The sequence below is a fragment of the Marinobacter sp. LV10MA510-1 genome (assembly GCF_002563885.1).
In the GTDB taxonomy this organism is placed as follows: domain Bacteria; phylum Pseudomonadota; class Gammaproteobacteria; order Pseudomonadales; family Oleiphilaceae; genus Marinobacter.
The window spans coordinates 3,714,282-3,732,909 of sequence record NZ_PDJA01000001.1 but is presented as its reverse complement, the minus strand read 5'-3'; the positions used below and the strand labels follow the sequence as shown (position 1 = coordinate 3,732,909).

Here is an 18,628-nt window from a genome sequence, read left to right as displayed (position 1 = left end):
ATTCGGTTACTCCAGGCCAGGCAGATCGCTCTGCCCGCCGTCGGTTTCGCTGGCAGGATCTACAGCGGAAGGCTGGGATTCCTGAACCGTCGGAATACCGGCTTCACCCGCTACTTCCGCGCGCTGCTTGGCAAAAATCGCCAACGAGAAACTTGTTACAAAGAACGCAATGGCCAAAAAGGTCGTAAAGCGGGTTAAAAAGCTACCGCTACCCTGGCTACCAAATACGGTCTGCGATGCTCCGCCACCAAAGGCTGCACCGGCGTCAGCGCCCTTGCCTTGCTGGATCAGAACCAGGCCCACCAGGGCCACGGCAATAACCACGTGCAGGACAACGACCAAAGTTTCCATTAAATCCATAAAGACGCTCGCAAACCTTTAACGATGGGTATCTGCCGGCAGTGCCTGGCAGATACTGACAAAATCTATTGCACTCAAAGATGCACCGCCGATCAATCCGCCGTCTATATCCGGCTCAGCGAAAAGTGCGGATGCATTATCCGCTTTTACGCTGCCGCCGTAAAGCAAAGAAATGGATTCGGCCGGAGCACCCATATTTTCCAGTACACCACGAATGGCCTTATGCATGGCCTGGGCGTCTTCGCTGGTGGCAGTCTTACCTGTGCCTATGGCCCAAACCGGCTCATAAGCAACCACAACCTGTCCCCATTGTTCTGGCGTCACTTTGCCCAAACCCTCGCGCACCTGGGTAGCAACGATGGCCTCGGCCCGACCGGCTTCGCGCTGCTCCAGGGTTTCGCCTACGCACACGATGGCGCTCAAGCCTGCACCAAGCAGCTGCTCGGTTTTCACCGCTACCTGGGCATCGGTTTCGCCAAACAGCTGACGTCGCTCGGAGTGACCCACCAGACCGTAACGGCAACCGATATCGGCGGCCATAGGCGCGGAAATCTCGCCGGTATAGGCGCCCTGCGCCTTTTCGCTGACATTTTGCACGCCCACTGCCATTGCGTTATCAGCAGCCTTGATCACCGCGGAAACATAGAGCGCAGGCGGGAAGACAACCGCCTCAATACCCAGTTCACGCACCTGATGTGCGACCGGGCCCACCAACTCGGCAACTAGGTTGTGAGACCCGTTCATCTTCCAGTTTCCGGCTACAATGCGACGACGCATAACATACCTTTGTTCATTAGCAGGCGGCGGTTTGAACTCGCCAGAAAGAGGTGCGAACTATACTCCACACCCCAAACCCAGACAACTGTCTGCCGGCATCTCTCATCAGGCAACCGAGCCTTCAACCACTTTCGCTAGCTGCCGGGCAATGCGCTCAATCACCTCGGCGTCCTGGCCTTCTGTCATCACTCGAATCAGCGGCTCTGTGCCAGATGCCCGCAACAACACCCGGCCGTCGCTGCCGAGCTCGACCTCGGCTCGGCTTAAGGCGGCCATAATATCTTCGCGCTCAAGCGGGTTGAAGCGTTTGGTCAATCGCACGTTAATCATGGTCTGCGGCAGTTTGCTCATACCACGGCGAATTTCAGCAAGGGTTTTACCGGATTTCCAGATCGCCAGCATCACCTGCAACGCCGACACAATGCCGTCGCCGGTGCTGGTGCAGTCGCGGATAACCATGTGGCCGGAACCTTCGCCACCCAGCACCCAGCCTCTCGCCAACAGGCGCTCCATTACGTAGCGGTCACCCACCTTGGCACGCTCAAACTCAATGCCCAGCTCTTTCAGGGCCAGCTCAACGCCAAGATTGGTCATCAGGGTGCCCACCACACCGCCTTTCAGGCGGCCTTCAGCATGGCGCTGTGAGGCAATCACATACAGCAGTTCATCGCCGTCCACTTCGGAACCGTCACGGTCTACCATCAGAACGCGGTCACCGTCGCCATCAAAGGCAATGCCCAGATCGGCTTTTCTGTCCAGAACCGCTTGGCTCAAGCCTGCAAGGTGGGTGGAACCTACATTGAGGTTAATGTTTAGACCATCGGGTGCTGCACCAATCACCGATACGTTGGCACCCAACTCGCGAAACACCTTTGGCGCAACGTGGTAGGTGGCTCCGTGAGCGCAATCCAAAACAATGTTTATGCCTTCCAGGGTGAATTCGTTGGGCACCGTGCTTTTGCAAAACTCTATGTAGCGGCCGGGGGCATCATCAATGCGTGACGCCTTGCCCAACTCTGCCGAATCACACACGGTCAGCGGTTGTTCCAGCCAGTACTCTATTTCGGCTTCCAGAGCGTCATCCAGCTTGGTGCCGTCGGCCGAAAAGAACTTGATGCCGTTGTCGTGATGGGGATTGTGAGACGCGCTGATCACAATACCGGCCGACGCGCGGAATGTGCGCGTAAGGTAAGCGATAGCCGGTGTTGGCATGGGGCCCAGCAGCTTAACGTCTACCCCGGCAGCGGCCAGGCCGGACTCCAGCGCAGATTCAAACATGTAGCCTGACAGCCGGGTGTCTTTGCCGATCATTACGCTGTTACGCTGGCCTTCGCGTTTAAACGCCTGGCCGGCAGCCCATCCCAAGCGCAGCATGAACTCAGGAGTAATAGGGCCCTCACCGACGTGGCCGCGAATTCCATCGGTACCAAAATACTGCCTGCCTGACATCACATCGCTCCTTTGATCGCCGCCGCTATTTTAACGACATCTACTGTTTCCCGAACATCATGCACACGCACAACACTCGCGCCTTTCATGGCACATATTGTCGCGGTAGCAAGGCTTGCCGGCAACCTTTCTTCCACATTGCGACCGGTAATAGCACCCAACATAGATTTGCGCGATAGCCCCAGCAACAGAGGGTACCCCAATACAGTAAATTGCTCTGCCCGCGCCAGCAGCTGCAAATTGTGCTCCAGGCTTTTGCCAAAACCGAAGCCCAGATCCAGCATAATTCTTGAAGAATCAATGCCGACACCCTGTGCCGCGAGTATTCGCTGTGCCAGAAACAAACTGACCTGTGCGCACACATCCTGATACTGCGGATTGTTCTGCATTGTATCCGGCTCGCCCTGACTGTGCATCAGGCTCACCGGCAAACCAGTGTTTGCGGCAGCCTGCAAGGCGCCCTCACGGGTCAACGCACGCACATCATTAATCAGCCCGGCACCCAGGGCCGCAGCTTGCGTCATCACCTGCGGCGCGCTGGTATCTACCGAAATCACCACATCCAGCTCGCCGGCGATGGCCTCTACCACCGGGCATACCCGGTCCAGCTCTTGTTGCAGGCTGACAGGCTTGGCACCAGGGCGGGTCGATTCGCCGCCCACATCAATAAAACTGGCGCCGTCTTCCACCATTTGGCGGGCATGGGCCAGAGCCTGCTGTGGGCGATCAAACCGACCACCGTCGGAAAACGAATCAGGCGTTACATTCAGCACGCCCATTACGTGGCACTGAGTCATGTCCAGCGTGCGCCCGGCAAAATTCATCATCATTCCAACCTCGGCAAATAATTTTGGGGTCTTACAATGAAAAACGCCGCCCTAAAGCGGGCGGCGTTTTTTACTTCTTCCTAACTAGCGCGTTACAAATCGCTCAGTGCTCTCCAGCCGGGCGGCCAACGCCACCCTGAGAATCGTCACCGGCTTTGCCATTCACTTTGCTTCCAGTCGAAGTATCTTCCTTATCTATTGAAGTAGCCTCGCCGCCCGAAGAGCCACCCCGATCGTCCCAGCCTTTTGGCGCACGGGCATCACGGCCTTCCATAATATCGTCGATCTGGAGTCGATCGATAGTCTCGTACTTCATCAGAGCTTCGGCCATCAAATCCAGCTTATCGCGATGCTCGACCAATACGTTGCGGGCGGTCTCGTAACAGGTATCAATGATGTTACGCACTTCTTCATCAATACGCTGCGCGGTTTCCGGCGAGTACACGGTTTGTTGTTGCCCAGCGGTACGGCCCAGGAACGGTTCGCCATTTTCACTACCGTACTGCAGCGGACCCAGTTTTTCCGACAGACCCCAACGGGTCACCATGTTGCGAGCCAGACTGGTCGCCCGCTCTATGTCATTGGAAGCACCGGTGGTGACACCGTCTGCACCCAAGGTCAGCTCTTCGGCGATACGGCCACCAAACAGGCTGCTGATCTGGCCATGAAGGAAGCGTTTGGAATGGCTGTACCTGTCTTCTTCCGGCAAGAACATAGTCACACCCAAAGCACGGCCGCGAGGGATGATACTCACTTTGTACACGGGATCGTGCTCTGGCATCAGGCGCCCAACAATGGCGTGGCCAGATTCATGATACGCGGTGTTAAGTTTCTCTTTTTCGTTCATCACCATGGACTTGCGTTCCGCGCCCATCATAAGCTTGTCTTTTGCCAGTTCCAGCTCCCGCATAGTCACCAATCGCTGGTTGCGACGGGCTGCGAAGAGCGCTGCCTCGTTCACCAGGTTAGCCAGGTCGGCACCGGAGAAGCCAGGCGTTCCACGGGCGATAACGGCAGGATTGATGTCATCATCCAGAGGCACTTTCTTCATGTGCACTTTCAGGATCTGCTCGCGACCCAGAATGTCTGGCAAGCTCACCATCACCTGACGGTCAAAACGGCCGGGGCGCAGCAACGCAGGGTCTAGCACGTCCGGGCGGTTGGTAGCGGCAATCACGATAACGCCTTCGTTACCCTCAAACCCGTCCATTTCCACCAGTAACTGGTTCAAGGTTTGCTCGCGCTCGTCGTTTCCGCCGCCCATGCCAGCGCCACGGTGACGACCGACCGCATCAATTTCGTCAATGAAAATGATGCACGGGCTTTGCTTCTTGGCCTGTTCGAACATGTCGCGTACACGGGACGCACCCACGCCGACAAACATTTCGACAAAATCTGAGCCGGAGATCGAGAAGAATGGCACCTTGGCCTCACCGGCGATGGCTTTTGCCAGCAAGGTTTTACCCGTGCCCGGAGGACCGATCATCAGAACGCCGCGGGGAATACGGCCGCCCAAGCGTTGGTATCGACTAGGATCACTCAGGAAATCCACCAGTTCTTTTACGTCTTCTTTGGCTTCGTCTACACCTGCCACATCTGCGAAGGTGTTTTTAATCTGGTCTTCGCTCATCAGTCGGGCTTTGCTCTTACCGAACGACATCGGGCCGCCCTTGCCGCCGGCACCACCTTGCATCTGCCGCATAAAGAATACAAAAAGCGCAATAATAATCAGAATCGGGAATGCGGCGACCAGCAATTGGGTCCACAGGCTCTGGCGCTCGGGTTCTTTACCGATCACCTCAACGCTGTTGGCCAGCAGGTCGTCCATCAGCTTGTTGTCAGCCACTTGCGGGCGGACCGTCTGGAACTGTGAACCGTCGGGGCGTGTACCCTCAATCTGCAGACCGTCAATAGTGACCTGGTTTACCCGGCCCTGTTGAACCATCTCCACAAACTGGGAGTAGTTGACTTGTTGGCCACTGGTGGTAGGAGTGAAATTTTGAAACACCATCAGTAGCACTGCGGCTATTACCAGCCATAAAACCAGATTTTTTGCCATATTGTTCAAGGATCACCACCTGTGAATTGCCGGGCTGCGCCATGGCACGCCCTTTTTCGACACCTTACACCATTTCTACGGCCGTTCACCAGAAATGGCCTTGCTGCCACCAAACTTGCCGGTCATTTCTGGCTGCGAGTGCCAGCAACCGAAACACCTGAATTCTTTAAGTGGGGGACTTGATAACGAATTGCAATACCACCACCAAAGGAATTGACTGATTGAAGCAGGTATCGTTCCACTGATGGGCAAAAGGCCCGGGCGATAAGTGTTAACGGCGATTTTTCCCGCCGCACTTTCTGCTACAATCCCGACATTATACGTTGACGGCAGCACAACGAGTGCTGACCTTTTGTTAATTGCCGCTATAAAGAGATTGCATCATGAGCCTTTCACCAGAACAGCGCCGGGAATACCGGGCGATCGCCCACAATCTGAAACCGGTCATTATTGTAGGTGACAAGGGCCTGACCGAAAACCTTCAGGAAGAACTGGAGCGGGCATTGAACGACCACGAGCTGATCAAAATAAAAATCGCTAGCCAGGATCGCGAAGCACGCCAACAGGCAGTGACCGAACTGTGCGCCGGTGCCAAGGCTGAAGTTGTTCAGACCATTGGTAAAATTGCAGTGATTTTGCGCCGCGCCGAGAAACCCAATCCGAAACTGTCTAACTTGATACGCCTTAAGCACTGACCAAGTTGCAGGTTGCGCATACAGCAGACACAAAAAAGCCGGTCAGGGATTCCAGACCGGCTTTTTTGTGTGAGCCACATCGCTGATCAGATGTACTCAACCTTTTCAATTTCATATTCCACGGTGCCAGACGGCACGCGAATAGCCACTACGTCACCCGCTCTACGACCAACCAAGGCGCGAGCAATCGGTGACGACACCGAAATTTTTCCGTCTTTAATATCCGCTTCGTCTTCACCCACAATCTGGTATTTAACCTGTTTATCGGTATCCGTATTCAACAGATGAACGGTGGTACCGAAAATCACTTTACCGGTGTTTTCGATGGTGGTGACATCAATCACCTGAGCGCCACCGAGCTTACCTTCAATTTCCTGAATCCGGCCTTCAATAAAACTTTGCTGATCACGGGCGGCGTGGTATTCCGCGTTTTCCTTCAGATCGCCGTGCTCACGTGCGGTAGCGATGGACGCGATGACGCGCGGACGATCTTCCGATTTCAGCTTCTGCAGCTCGGCACGCAGGCGTGCTTCGCCCAACGTGGTCATTGGTACTCTTGCCGACATAATTTTATTTTCCTGAGTGCAAATCCTGAAGGCGGCGAACCGTACGCTCCGGACCAAACTTGATGGCCCGACAGAAGGCTTCGCCACCTGCCAGGGTGGTGGTGTAACTGATTTTAGCCTGCAACGCGGACTGGCGGATCTGGGACGAATCCGACACCGCTTTACGGCCGTCGGTGGTATTGATCACCAGCTGGACCTTGCCATTTTTGATAGCATCCACAATGTGCGGGCGACCTTCGTGAACCTTGTTCACCAACGCTACCTCCACGCCCGCTTTACGCAGGGCTGCGGCGGTGCCGGTGGTTGCAATTATCTTGAAACCGCATTCAACCAGCGAACGCGCTACGTGCTCGGCACCATGCTTGTCGACATCGCGCAGTGACATGAAGGCAACGCCCGTGGATGGCAGGCGCTCGCCAGCGGCCAGCACGGCTTTGCCGAAGGCTTCGTCAAAGCTGTCGCCAATTCCCATCACCTCGCCGGTGGACTTCATTTCCGGCCCCAGGATTGGGTCAACCGCTGGGAACTTGTTAAACGGGAACACCGACTCTTTCACCGAGTAATGCGCCGGTATAATTTCCTGAGTAAAGCCCTGATCCGCCAACGATGTGCCCGCCATAACGCGCGCGGCCACTTTGGCCAAAGACACGCCGATGGCCTTGGACACGAACGGCACAGTACGCGACGCGCGCGGATTCACTTCAATCACGTAAATGTCGCCGTCTTGCCATGCCAGCTGCACGTTCATCAGGCCGACCACGTTCAACGCCAGCGCCATCTGTTTGACAGCGTCACGCATGGCGTTCTGAACATCTGCGGGCAAGCTGTAGGGTGGCAGTGAACACGCCGAGTCACCGGAGTGAATGCCGGCCTGCTCTATGTGCTGCATGATACCGCCAATGACCACGTCTTTGCCGTCGCAGATGGCGTCTATATCCACCTCAATCGCGGCGTTCAGGAAGTGGTCCAACAATACCGGGCTGTCGTTGGACACCAGCACAGCACTGCGCATGTAACGCTCAAGCTCGGCTTCGCCATAGACAATTTCCATGGCGCGGCCGCCCAGCACGTAAGACGGGCGGACCACCAGCGGGTAGCCAATCTTGCGGGCGGCAATAATGCCTTCTTCGTGACTGCGCACGGTGGCGTTCTCGGGCTGCTTCAGGCCCAGGCCGGTGATCAGCTTCTGGAACCGCTCGCGGTCTTCGGCGCAGTCAATGGCGTCCGGGCTGGTGCCGATGATAGGCACGCCAGCGGCTTCCAGGCCGCGGGCCAGCTTCAACGGGGTTTGGCCACCGTACTGCACAATCACACCTTTGGGTTTTTCAACGTGGATAATTTCCAGCACGTCTTCCAGGGTGATCGGCTCAAAATACAGGCGGTCAGAAGTATCGTAATCGGTCGACACGGTTTCCGGGTTGCAGTTGATCATGATGGTTTCATAACCATCTTCACGCATCGCCAGAGCCGCATGTACGCAGCAGTAGTCAAACTCAATGCCCTGACCAATACGGTTGGGGCCGCCGCCAATCACCACGATCTTTTCGCGGTCAGTCGGTTTCGACTCGCATTCTTCTTCATAGCTGGAATACATGTAGGCCGTGTCTGAGGCAAATTCCGCAGCACAGGTGTCTACACGTTTATACACCGGGCGAATACCCAAGCCGTGGCGCATAGCGCGGAAGGCGTCTTCTTTCACTCCCATCAGCTTCGCCAGACGCGCATCCGAGAAGCCTTTGCGCTTCAAACGGAACATTGTGGCATGGTCCAACTCGGTTTTTCCAAATGCTTGCAGCGCCTGCTCTTCTTTAATCAGGTCTTCAATCTGCACCAGGTACCAGGGGTCTACGTGGGTCTGGCGGAATATATCCGCCACACTCTGTCCAGCGCGGAAGGCATCACCTATGTACCAGATACGCTCGGCACCGGGCACATTGAGCTCGCGGGTCAGGGTTTGCCGGCTGTCTTCGCTGTCAAACTCTTCCAGCTGTTCATCAAAGCCGTCAGAACCCACTTCCAGCCCGCGCAGGGCTTTCTGCAACGATTCCTGAAATGTGCGACCAATGGCCATCACCTCACCCACCGATTTCATCTGGGTGGTCAGGCGGGCGTCGGCCTGGGGGAATTTCTCGAAAGTGAACCGTGGAATCTTGGTCACCACGTAATCAATGCTGGGTTCGAACGAAGCCGGAGTAACACCGCCGGTAATGTCGTTCTTCAGTTCGTCCAGGGTGTAACCGATCGCCAGCTTGGCCGCCACTTTGGCAATGGGAAAGCCGGTGGCCTTAGACGCCAGCGCCGAGGAGCGCGATACCCGCGGGTTCATCTCGATCACCACCATGCGGCCGGTGTCCGGATGAATGCCAAACTGCACGTTAGAGCCGCCGGTTTCCACACCAATTTCACGCAGAACCGCCAGCGAGGCGTTACGCATGATTTGGTATTCTTTGTCGGTCAGGGTCTGCGCCGGTGCCACGGTAATGGAATCGCCGGTGTGCACGCCCATGGCGTCGAAGTTTTCAATGGCGCAAACGATAATGCAGTTATCGTTTTTGTCACGCACCACTTCCATTTCGTATTCTTTCCAGCCGATCAGGGATTCGTCGATCAGCAGTTCGCTGGTGGGCGACAGATCCAGCCCGCGAATGCAGATTTCTTCGAATTCGTCACGGTTGTACGCAATACCGCCGCCGGAGCCGCCCATGGTGAACGAAGGGCGAATAATGCAAGGAAAGCCAACCTTTTCGGCAATGCGGTGGGCTTCTTCCAGATTGTGAGCGATGTCGGCACGGGGACATTCAAGGCCAATGGATTTCATAGCCTTGTCAAAACGACTGCGGTCTTCAGCTTTGTCGATGGTATCGGCGTTGGCACCGATCATTTCAACGCCGTACTTCGCCAGTACGCCGTGCTTTTCCAGATCCAACGCACAGTTCAACGCAGTTTGCCCGCCCATGGTCGGCAGCAGGGCATCGGGCTTTTCTTTTTCGATAATCTTGGCAACCGTTGACCAGATAATCGGCTCGATGTAGGTGGCATCGGCCATGGCCGGGTCGGTCATAATGGTAGCCGGGTTGGAGTTAACCAGTATCACCCGGTAGCCCTCCTCGCGCAGAGCCTTACAGGCCTGAGCGCCGGAATAGTCGAATTCACACGCCTGCCCGATCACGATGGGGCCTGCTCCCAGGATCAGGATGCTTTTAATGTCGGTACGTTTTGGCATGTCTTGGTCAACCTGTCAGCAACTTTAATTTCTTGCAGCGCGGTGCGCAGCGCCTGTTTGCGCGAGGCCATTGGCCGACCTCACTCGCCTTTACTCTAAGCGCGCCGGGCTTCCATCGAGCGGATAAACTCGTCAAACAGTGGCGCCACATCGTGGGGGCCAGGGCTGGCTTCCGGGTGGCCCTGAAAGCTAAACGCCGCTTTATCGGTGCGACGCAAACCTTGCAATGTGCCATCAAACAGCGACTTGTGAGTAGCCTCCAGATTCGCCGGCAGGCTGGCCTCGTCTACGGCAAAACCGTGATTCTGGCTAGTGATCATGACGGTGCCGTCAGCCAGGCACTGCACCGGATGGTTAGCACCGTGGTGGCCGTGGTTCATCTTCATAGTTTTGGCACCGCTGGCCAAGGCCAAAAGCTGATGCCCCAGGCAGATGCCAAACACCGGCACGTCGGTTTCCAGAATGTCCTGTATCGCTTTTATGGCGTAATCGCAGGGCTCAGGATCACCGGGGCCGTTAGACAGGAACACGCCATCCGGACTCATCGCCAACACCTCGGCGGCAGGCGTTTGTGCCGGCACAACGGTGATGTCGCAACCGCGCGATGCCAGCATGCGCAGGATATTCAGTTTAATACCGTAATCGTAAGCCACGATTTTAAAGCACGGGCTTTCCTGCTGGCCGTAACCGCTGACCAGGTCCCACTCAGTTTCTGTCCAGTGGCTAACGTCTTTCGAGCTGACTTCTTTCGCCAGGTCCATTCCTTTCAAACCCGGGAAGGCTTGTGCCAATTCCAGAGCGCGTTCGGCAGTAGCGCTTTCGCCGGCGACAACGGCACCGCTTTGGGAGCCTTTGTCGCGCAGGATGCGGGTGAGGCGACGGGTGTCAATATCGGCAATACCCACAATATTGTTATCGCGTAAATAGCCATCAAGACTCTGAGTGCTGCGCCAATTGCTGGCTGCCAGCGGCAGGTCGCGGATGATCAGAGCGGCGGCGTGTACGTGGTCTGATTCCACGTCTTCCGGGTTTACGCCGGTGTTACCAATGTGCGGGTACGTCAGTGTAACCAGCTGGCGAGCGTAGGAAGGGTCCGTCAGTATTTCCTGATAGCCGGTCATGGCGGTGTTAAACACCACTTCGCCGCTGGTTTCGCCGGCAGCGCCAATAGCGGTGCCGTAAAACAGGCTGCCGTCTGCGAGTGCAAGGATTGCGGGTGTGCTCAAGGCTTCTATCCTCATCGAGTGGCGTCATGTTCGTCATGAACGGGAGCGTAGGCGCAAATTCAGGTCGCAAAAAAGCGAGAGGGAGTTATGGCTCCGTCCCGCTGTTTTGTCCTACGGGAACAAAAGAGGTTTCCCGTGGCGCTGTAAAAACTACGCTTGATGCAGTTAAAGCGCCCTATTGTAGAAAATGGGGCGCTTTTTGTCCACGAAGAATCCGCCCGATGGCGTTATTGCTTCAATTCCAGCACATCCTGCATGTCGTACAAGCCGGCAGGCTTGTTTTTCAGCCACAATGCGGCACGCATGGCGCCTTTTGCAAACGTCATGCGGCTACTGGCTTTGTGGGTGATTTCGATGCGCTCGCCTTCAGTGGCGAACAGCACGGTGTGATCGCCCACAACGTCGCCCGCGCGAATGGTTTCAAAACCGATTTCTTTGCGGGTACGTTCACCGGTGAAGCCTTCGCGGCCGTAAACAGCGCATTCTTTCAAGTCGCGACCCAGCGCATCGGCAACCACTTCGCCCATGCGCAGCGCGGTGCCTGATGGAGCGTCTTTTTTGTGGCGGTGGTGGGCTTCAATGATTTCAACATCGTAGTCGTCACCCAGCGCGGCCGCCGCAGTACGCAGTAAGTTCAGCACCACATTTACGCCCACACTCATGTTGGGGGCAAACACCACCGGTACATTTTCGGCGACTTGTGCCAATTGTTGCTTTTCGGCGTCAGACAATCCGGTGGTACCAATAACGTGGGATTTACCGTGAGCCTGGCAGAAACGGGCATTTTCCAGAGTAAGATCCGGAAAGGTAAAGTCGATCAGCACGTCGAAATCATCTTTCACGTCCGCCAGGCTGCCGGCCATGGCGACGCCAGTTTTTCCAATGCCGGTCATGTCGCCAGCGTCGGCGCCGATCAGGCTGTTGCCGGGTTCAACAATAGCCGCGCCCAGTTGCAGGCCTTCGGTGCCGTCAACGGCCTCGATCAGTACTTTTCCCATGCGCCCCGCGGCGCCGATGATGGCTACTCTCATTTATAAACCCTCAAAGCTCGCATCTATTATAAGGCCTCAGTACTACAATCCGACTGCCCTCAGAATTTTGTTTCGTCGAAGAAGCTCTTCACACCTCTAAACCACGATGTTTTCTTCGGGCCGTGCTGGTCGCCGTCACCGCTGTCGAGGGTATCCTGAAACTCATTCAACAGTTCTTTCTGGCGTTTGGTCAGGCGTACCGGGGTTTCGATGGTCACCCGACACAGCAAATCGCCGGCACCGCCACCACGCACCGGTGCCACACCTTTGTTGCGCAGGCGGAACAATTTTCCGGTTTGGGTCTCGGCCGGTATTTTCAGCTTCACGCGGCCATCCAGCGTTGGCACTTCCAGCTCGCCGCCCAAAGCGGCATCAACAATGCTGATGGGCACTTCACAATACAGGTTGCGACCATCGCGGGTGAAGATGGAGTGCTCGCGCACGGCCATTTGCACATACAGGTCGCCCGGAGGGCCGCCCTCTATGCCCATCTCGCCTTCACCGGACAAGCGGATGCGGTCCCCGGTATCCACGCCGGGGGGCACTTTAACCGATAGGTTTTTCTCTTCTTTTACCCGGCCCTGGCCGTGGCACTTGCTGCACGGATTCTTGATAACCTTACCCGCGCCGCGGCAGGTAGGACACGCTTGCTGCACGGTGAAAAAGCCCTGCTGCATACGCACCTGACCCATACCTTTACAGGTACCACAGGCTTCGGGACGCGAGCCCTTTTCGGCGCCACTACCATCACAGGTTTCGCATTCGCGATGGCCGGGTATGGTAATTTTAACGGTTCTGCCTTTTACGGCCTCTTCCAGGTCCAGTTCCAGGGTGTAGCGCAAATCAGAGCCGCGGGTATTGCGGCCACGGCCACCACCGCCCCCAAAAATATCGCCAAATACGTCGCCAAAAATATCCGAGAAATTCCCATTACCGCCACCAAAGCCACCGCCGCCCTGGCCGTCAACGCCGGCATGACCAAACTGGTCGTAGGCCGCTCGTTTGTTGGCGTCTGCGAGTATTTCGTAGGCCTCGCTGGCTTCTTTGAATTTGTTGTCGGCGTCTTTATCGTCCGGGTTGCGGTCCGGGTGGTACTTCATTGCAAGCTTGCGATACGCCCGCTTTACTTCTTTGTCGTCCGCGTCCCGGCTTACGCCGAGAGTCTCGTAATAGTCGCGCTTGGCCATGCTTCAAATCCCGTGGTTATAACGAGGAAAACGCGGGAGCGACCCGCGTTTTCCAACTACTGGCAAAAATCTAGGTCAATCGATTAACGCTTCTCGTCGTCCTTCACTTCTTCAAACTCAGCGTCAACAGCGTCATCAGCGGTGTTCGACTGGGCTTTTTCCTGCCCTTCCGCCGGCTGGCCCTGCTCCGCCTGATCGGCGTACATCTTCTTGGCCAGCTCGCCGGAAACTTCCGTCAGTTTCTCGGTCTTGGCCTGGATGTCGTCTTTATCAGACCCTTTCAGAGCTTCTTCCAGCTCCGTTACAGACGCTTCAATCGACTCTTTCTCGCTGTCACTGACTTTATCGCCGGCGTCCTTCAAGGTTTTGCGCACCGCGTGAACCATGGCGTCGCCCTGGTTGCGAGCCTGAACCAGCTCTTCGAACTTGCGGTCTTCATCAGCGTTAGCTTCAGCGTCGCGCACCATTTTCTCGATTTCTTCCTCGTTCAGGCCGGAAGAGGCCTTGATCACGATAGACTGCTCTTTACCGGTCGCCTTGTCTTTGGCAGACACGTTCAGAATGCCGTTGGCATCGATGTCGAAAGTCACTTCGATCTGCGGCACGCCGCGCGGTGCTGGCGGAATATCAGCCAAATCGAAACGACCCAGCGACTTGTTCTGCGAAGCTTGCTTGCGCTCGCCTTGAACCACGTGAATGGTTACTGCTGTTTGACTGTCGTCCGCTGTCGAGAAAGTCTGCGACTTCTTGGTCGGAATCGTGGTGTTCTTGTCGATCAGCGATGTAGCAACACCGCCCATGGTTTCGATACCCAGGCTCAGCGGGGTAACGTCCAGCAACAGTACGTCTTTCACATCGCCAGATAATACGGCGGCCTGAATGGCGGCACCCATGGCAACAGCTTCGTCCGGGTTAACGTCTTTACGGGCTTCTTTGCCGAAAAATTCTTTTACTTTTTCCTGTACCAGCGGCATACGGGTTTGGCCGCCTACCAGAATTACTTCATCAATCTGATCGATGCTCAAACCCGAGTCTTTCAGAGCCACTTTACACGGCTCAAGAGTACGCTGTACCAGATCTTCCACCAAGGATTCCAGCTTGGCACGGGTCAGCTTGACGTTCATGTGCTTGGGGCCGCTGGCATCAGCAGTAATGTACGGCAGGTTCACGTCGGTCTGCTGGCTACTGGAAAGCTCGATTTTAGCTTTCTCGCCGGCTTCTTTCAGGCGTTGCATGGCCAGTGAGTCGCCGCGCAGATCGATGCCGCTGTCTTTCTTGAACTGGTCAGCCAGGAATTCGATGATTTTCATATCGAAATCTTCGCCACCCAAAAAGGTGTCACCGTTTGTGGCCAACACTTCAAACTGGTGCTCGCCGTCTACATCGGCAATTTCAATGATGGACAGGTCAAAGGTACCGCCACCCAGGTCGTAAACCGCGATGGTGCGGTCGCCGCCTTTCTTGTCCATACCATAAGCCAGCGCAGCAGCAGTCGGCTCGTTGATAATACGCTTAACTTCCAGACCGGCAATTTTACCTGCATCTTTGGTCGCTTGGCGTTGGCTATCGTTAAAATACGCCGGAACGGTGATAACCGCTTCGGTCACTTTCTCACCCAAGTAATCTTCGGCGGTTTTCTTCATTTTCTTCAAAATTTCCGCAGAAATCTGCGGCGGCGCCATTTTCTGGCCTTTTACATCTACCCAGGCATCACCGTTGTCGGCCTTGGCGATTTTGTAAGGCACCATTTTGATGTCTTTTTGTACAACGTCGTCTTCAAACCGACGACCAATCAAACGCTTGATCGCGTAAAGGGTGTTGTACGGGTTGGTAACAGCCTGGCGCTTGGCAGACTGACCCACCAGAATTTCGCCGTCTTCGGTGTAGGCAACGATTGACGGCGTAGTGCGGTCGCCCTCAGAGTTTTCAATAACCTTAACCTTGCCACCGTCCATAACGGATACGCAGGAATTGGTTGTGCCTAAGTCAATACCGATAATCTTGCTCATTGAGTCACTCCAAATCTTTCTGAAAGCTGGGGCCGGAGGATCGCTCCGGACTGTTCTGTTTAAAAACTATATTGGCGCTTTAAGCTATTTTTCAAGCCTGCTCATCAATTTTTGGTGCATCTTGGGGCTTGGCCACCATCACCATCGCCGGGCGTACAACACGGCCGTTCAACACATAACCTTTCTGCATAACCGCAACCACGCTGTTGGGCTCGGTGTTAGGCGCCGGCACCATAGACATCGCCTCGTGGTATTGCGGATCAAACGGTTCGCCTACAGGATCAAGGCGCTCAACGTTAAACTTCTTGAGGCCAGACAGGAACATTCCAAGAGTAAGCTCTACGCCTTGGCGAATGGACGCCACCAAGTCACCAGAAGATTCGTGGCCTTCGGTGCTTTCAACCGCTTTTTCCAGACTGTCTACCACCGGCAACAGTTCTCTAACGAACTTTTCTACCGCAAACTTGTGGGCTTTTTCGACGTCGTTTTCGGCGCGGCGGCGCACGTTCTGCATTTCTGCCTGGGAACGCAGCACCTGCTCCTGAAACTCCTGGACCTTCGCCTGCAGTGCTTCAAGGTCGGCAGATGGTGAGCTTTCTGGTGCTGCCTCGGCTGCTTCTGCGTTGCCTTCTGCGGCATTGTCTACAGCCTGTTGTAGCTCGTCTGTAAACTGCTCGTTACGTTTTTCGTCAGTGCTCATGACTACTCCTGATGAGTGAAACGCGACCGGTGTGACCACGGTCTGCCAAAATCGGATACCGGCCGTAACGGCCGGAACTAAGTGTTTGCAAATCGATATGGGGCCCCGTGACGCAGTTTCAACCGATGCGCGCCGCATTTTGCAACAAAGTTGACGCTATAGAGTTTGCAACAATCAAAAAGCCTGTATATATTCACAGTCACTGTATGAAAAAACAGTATTCAGACACATAGCATATAGATAGAGCGGAGGTTTCGGCATGCTCACACAGCTAACGGTTTCCAATTACGCCATCGCGGAACGGGTGGAATTACACTTCCATAAAGGAATGACCGCCCTTACCGGGGAAACCGGTGCCGGCAAATCGATTGTGCTGGATGCGCTCGGCCTTGCCATGGGCGGGCGGGCAGACGCCGGCGCCGTGCGTTACGGCGCGAAGCGGGCTGACATTACCGCTACCTTCGATATTTCGGCCATTGCCGCTGCACGCAGCTGGCTGGAGCAGCACGAACTAGACGATCATAACGACTGCATTTTGCGCCGTGCCATCAGCCGCGACGGCCGCTCCCGCGCCTACATCAACGGCCAACCTTGCCCGCTAAGCCACCTGAAAGAAATGGGCGGCTTGCTGATGGATATTCACAGCCAGCACCAACATCAATCGTTATTGCGCAAAGATACCCACCGCACCTTACTGGATGAATACGCCGGGGCCGAGGAGCTGGCCGGGCAAACCCGTCAGGCCTGGAGTGGGTGGAATAAAACCCGCCAGCAAATGGTCGAGCGCCAGAACAACGCCGACGAAACCGAGGCCCGACTGCAACTGTTGCGCTATCAGGTAGAAGAGCTGGATCGACTGGGCCTGCAAGAAGGCGAACAGCAGCACCTGGAACAGCAACAGCAAGAGTTGAGCCAGGCTGACACTATTTTGCACCACAGCAACCAGGCGGCTTTACTGTGCTCTGAAGACGACACCAGCGCTGCTGCACTGGTGCGCCAGGCGTTGCAGCAACTTGAGCAGCTGCCAACGGAAATTCCAGCGCTGGCCGATACCCTGCAAATGCTGAGCGAAGCTCAGATACAAATCAGCGAAGCCGGCGACAATTTGCGTCGCTTTGTTGATGATTACGAAGCGGACCCGCAACGCCTGGCAGAAATAGAAGATCGCTTGAGTGCGATTTACCAGATGGCGCGCAAGCATCGCATCATGCCTGAACAACTGTTCGACCTGCACCAGCGGCTGAACGGTGAGCTGGCCGATCTGGACGGCGGCGCCGGCAGCCTGGAGCAACTTCAGACCGAACTGAACGAACAATTACTGGAATACAACGCGCTGGCCGACCAACTGACGCAGTTACGCCAGCACGCTTCGGTGAATCTGGACATTCGCGTGGCGGCAGAACTGGCTCAGCTGAGCATGCCCAATATGCAGTTTGTTACACAGCTAGCAGACAACCGTAACGAGCCGGCGGCTCATGGCCACGAAGACACCGAATTTCTGGTTAGCGCCAATCCGGGGCAGCCGGCGCGACCACTGGCAAAAGTCGCCTCGGGCGGTGAACTATCGCGAATCAGCTTGGCCATCCAGGTGGTGGTGGCGCAAACCTCTACCACACCAACATTGGTGTTCGACGAAGTAGACGTAGGCATTGGCGGTGGCACAGCGGAAGTCGTGGGCAAGCTGCTAAGGGCACTCGGCGAAAACGGTCAGGTGTTGTGTGTTACTCACTTGCCGCAGGTGGCAGCCCAGTGCCATCAACACCTGTTCGTTAGCAAGTTCACAGAACAGGAAGCGACCTTCTCGAAAATCGAAACCCTGGACGATCAGGGCCGAATCAGCGAAGTTGCCCGCATGCTGGGCGGTGTGGATATGACGGAACAAACCATTGCCCACGCCAAAGAAATGTACAGCAAGGGGCAAGCAACCCACCACTAAAAGTATCCCCCTCTCTACTGAGAGTTTTCGGGGCGGGCCAGAGGCTCGCCCCTTTTTTTCGCTTGGGGAAATGCTTGATCGTGAGTTGGCTTATGACTTGATGGGTTTCACATACAGCGTCAAGCTGTGATCAACAATCTCATAACCGTGCTCGGCCGCAATTATTTGCTGCCGATCTTCAATCACCTGATCAAAAAACTCGATGACCTTTCCGGTTTCAGTACATACGATGTGGTCGTGATGGTCTTCGCTGGCCATTTCGAATACTGCATGGCCGCCTTCAAAATTGTGCCGCAGCACCAGGCCCGCTGATTCAAACTGGGTTAACACCCGGTAAACGGTCGCCAGCCCTACGTCGTCACCCTGCTCCAGAAGCTTTTTGTAAACATCTTCTGCACTCATGTGATGCTGCGTAGCGCTTTCAAGAATACCGAAGATTTTTACCCGCGGAAGAGTAACCTTCAGACCGACTTTTCGTAATTCGGCGTTTTCAGATGGCATATTACTATTCACTCGTTGGTGTGCCTTGCGGCTTCCGGTATGATAGGGCCGCCATTTTAGGATCAACCCGTGCGACATCTGC

15 protein-coding genes are annotated in these 18,628 nt (G+C 55.6%); 2 read left to right on the top strand and 13 right to left on the bottom strand.

The window, feature by feature from the left end:
- Positions 1-6 precede the first annotated feature (6 nt).
- The 5 genes from secG to ftsH all read right to left on the bottom strand — a co-directional run bounded on the left by secG (position 7) and on the right by ftsH (position 5,481).
- Positions 7-360 carry a preprotein translocase subunit SecG gene (secG, locus tag ATI45_RS18030; RefSeq protein ID WP_098421000.1) on the bottom strand — a complete coding sequence of 118 codons (354 nt, stop codon included), beginning with the start codon at positions 358-360 and terminating at the stop codon, positions 7-9.
- 18 nt (positions 361-378) lie between these two features.
- Entirely contained in the window at positions 379-1,137 is a 759-nt protein-coding gene (tpiA, locus tag ATI45_RS18025) for a triose-phosphate isomerase (protein WP_098420999.1), read from the bottom strand.
- A 105-nt stretch (positions 1,138-1,242) separates the two neighbouring features.
- Positions 1,243-2,586: a phosphoglucosamine mutase gene (gene glmM, locus ATI45_RS18020; RefSeq protein WP_098420998.1), complete on the bottom strand. Its 1,344-nt coding sequence runs from the start codon at positions 2,584-2,586 to the stop codon at positions 1,243-1,245.
- Positions 2,586-3,416 carry a dihydropteroate synthase gene (folP, locus tag ATI45_RS18015; RefSeq protein ID WP_179888112.1) on the bottom strand — a complete coding sequence of 277 codons (831 nt, stop codon included), beginning with the start codon at positions 3,414-3,416 and terminating at the stop codon, positions 2,586-2,588. Before folP ends, glmM begins: the two co-directional genes overlap by 1 nt.
- Before the next feature lie 100 nt (positions 3,417-3,516).
- Entirely contained in the window at positions 3,517-5,481 is a 1,965-nt protein-coding gene (gene ftsH, locus ATI45_RS18010) for an ATP-dependent zinc metalloprotease FtsH (RefSeq protein ID WP_098420996.1), read from the bottom strand.
- Positions 5,482-5,855: 374 nt separating this feature from the next.
- Between ftsH and yhbY the strand changes: the two genes are divergently transcribed.
- Positions 5,856-6,167 (top strand): ribosome assembly RNA-binding protein YhbY, encoded by a 312-nt coding sequence (gene yhbY / locus ATI45_RS18005; RefSeq protein ID WP_098420995.1) that lies wholly within the window; start codon positions 5,856-5,858, stop codon positions 6,165-6,167.
- An 86-nt stretch (positions 6,168-6,253) separates the two neighbouring features.
- Here yhbY and greA read toward each other — a convergent pair whose 3' ends face one another.
- From greA to grpE, 7 genes are all read right to left on the bottom strand, one after another.
- A complete protein-coding gene (greA, locus tag ATI45_RS18000) occupies positions 6,254-6,733 on the bottom strand; it encodes a transcription elongation factor GreA (protein ID WP_098420994.1) in 480 nt (159 codons plus the stop codon).
- Between the two features lie 4 nt (positions 6,734-6,737).
- A complete protein-coding gene (gene carB / locus ATI45_RS17995) occupies positions 6,738-9,956 on the bottom strand; it encodes a carbamoyl-phosphate synthase large subunit (protein ID WP_098420993.1) in 3,219 nt (1,072 codons plus the stop codon).
- A gap of 95 nt (positions 9,957-10,051) precedes the next feature.
- Entirely contained in the window at positions 10,052-11,182 is a 1,131-nt protein-coding gene (carA, locus tag ATI45_RS17990) for a glutamine-hydrolyzing carbamoyl-phosphate synthase small subunit (RefSeq protein ID WP_179888428.1), read from the bottom strand.
- Positions 11,183-11,409: 227 nt separating this feature from the next.
- Complete coding sequence (gene dapB / locus ATI45_RS17985; protein WP_098420991.1) at positions 11,410-12,213, bottom strand: 4-hydroxy-tetrahydrodipicolinate reductase; 804 nt, start codon at positions 12,211-12,213, stop codon at positions 11,410-11,412.
- Positions 12,214-12,272: 59 nt separating this feature from the next.
- Positions 12,273-13,400: a molecular chaperone DnaJ gene (dnaJ, locus tag ATI45_RS17980; RefSeq protein ID WP_098420990.1), complete on the bottom strand. Its 1,128-nt coding sequence runs from the start codon at positions 13,398-13,400 to the stop codon at positions 12,273-12,275.
- Positions 13,401-13,483: 83 nt separating this feature from the next.
- Positions 13,484-15,409 (bottom strand): molecular chaperone DnaK, encoded by a 1,926-nt coding sequence (gene dnaK / locus ATI45_RS17975; RefSeq protein WP_098420989.1) that lies wholly within the window; start codon positions 15,407-15,409, stop codon positions 13,484-13,486.
- 91 nt (positions 15,410-15,500) lie between these two features.
- Complete coding sequence (gene grpE, locus ATI45_RS17970) at positions 15,501-16,109, bottom strand: nucleotide exchange factor GrpE (protein WP_098420988.1); 609 nt, start codon at positions 16,107-16,109, stop codon at positions 15,501-15,503.
- 259 nt (positions 16,110-16,368) lie between these two features.
- Between grpE and recN the strand changes: the two genes are divergently transcribed.
- Entirely contained in the window at positions 16,369-18,045 is a 1,677-nt protein-coding gene (gene recN, locus ATI45_RS17965) for a DNA repair protein RecN (RefSeq protein WP_098420987.1), read from the top strand.
- Between the two features lie 90 nt (positions 18,046-18,135).
- Here recN and fur read toward each other — a convergent pair whose 3' ends face one another.
- A complete protein-coding gene (fur, locus tag ATI45_RS17960; RefSeq protein WP_041635339.1) occupies positions 18,136-18,546 on the bottom strand; it encodes a ferric iron uptake transcriptional regulator in 411 nt (136 codons plus the stop codon).
- Positions 18,547-18,628 lie beyond the last annotated feature (82 nt).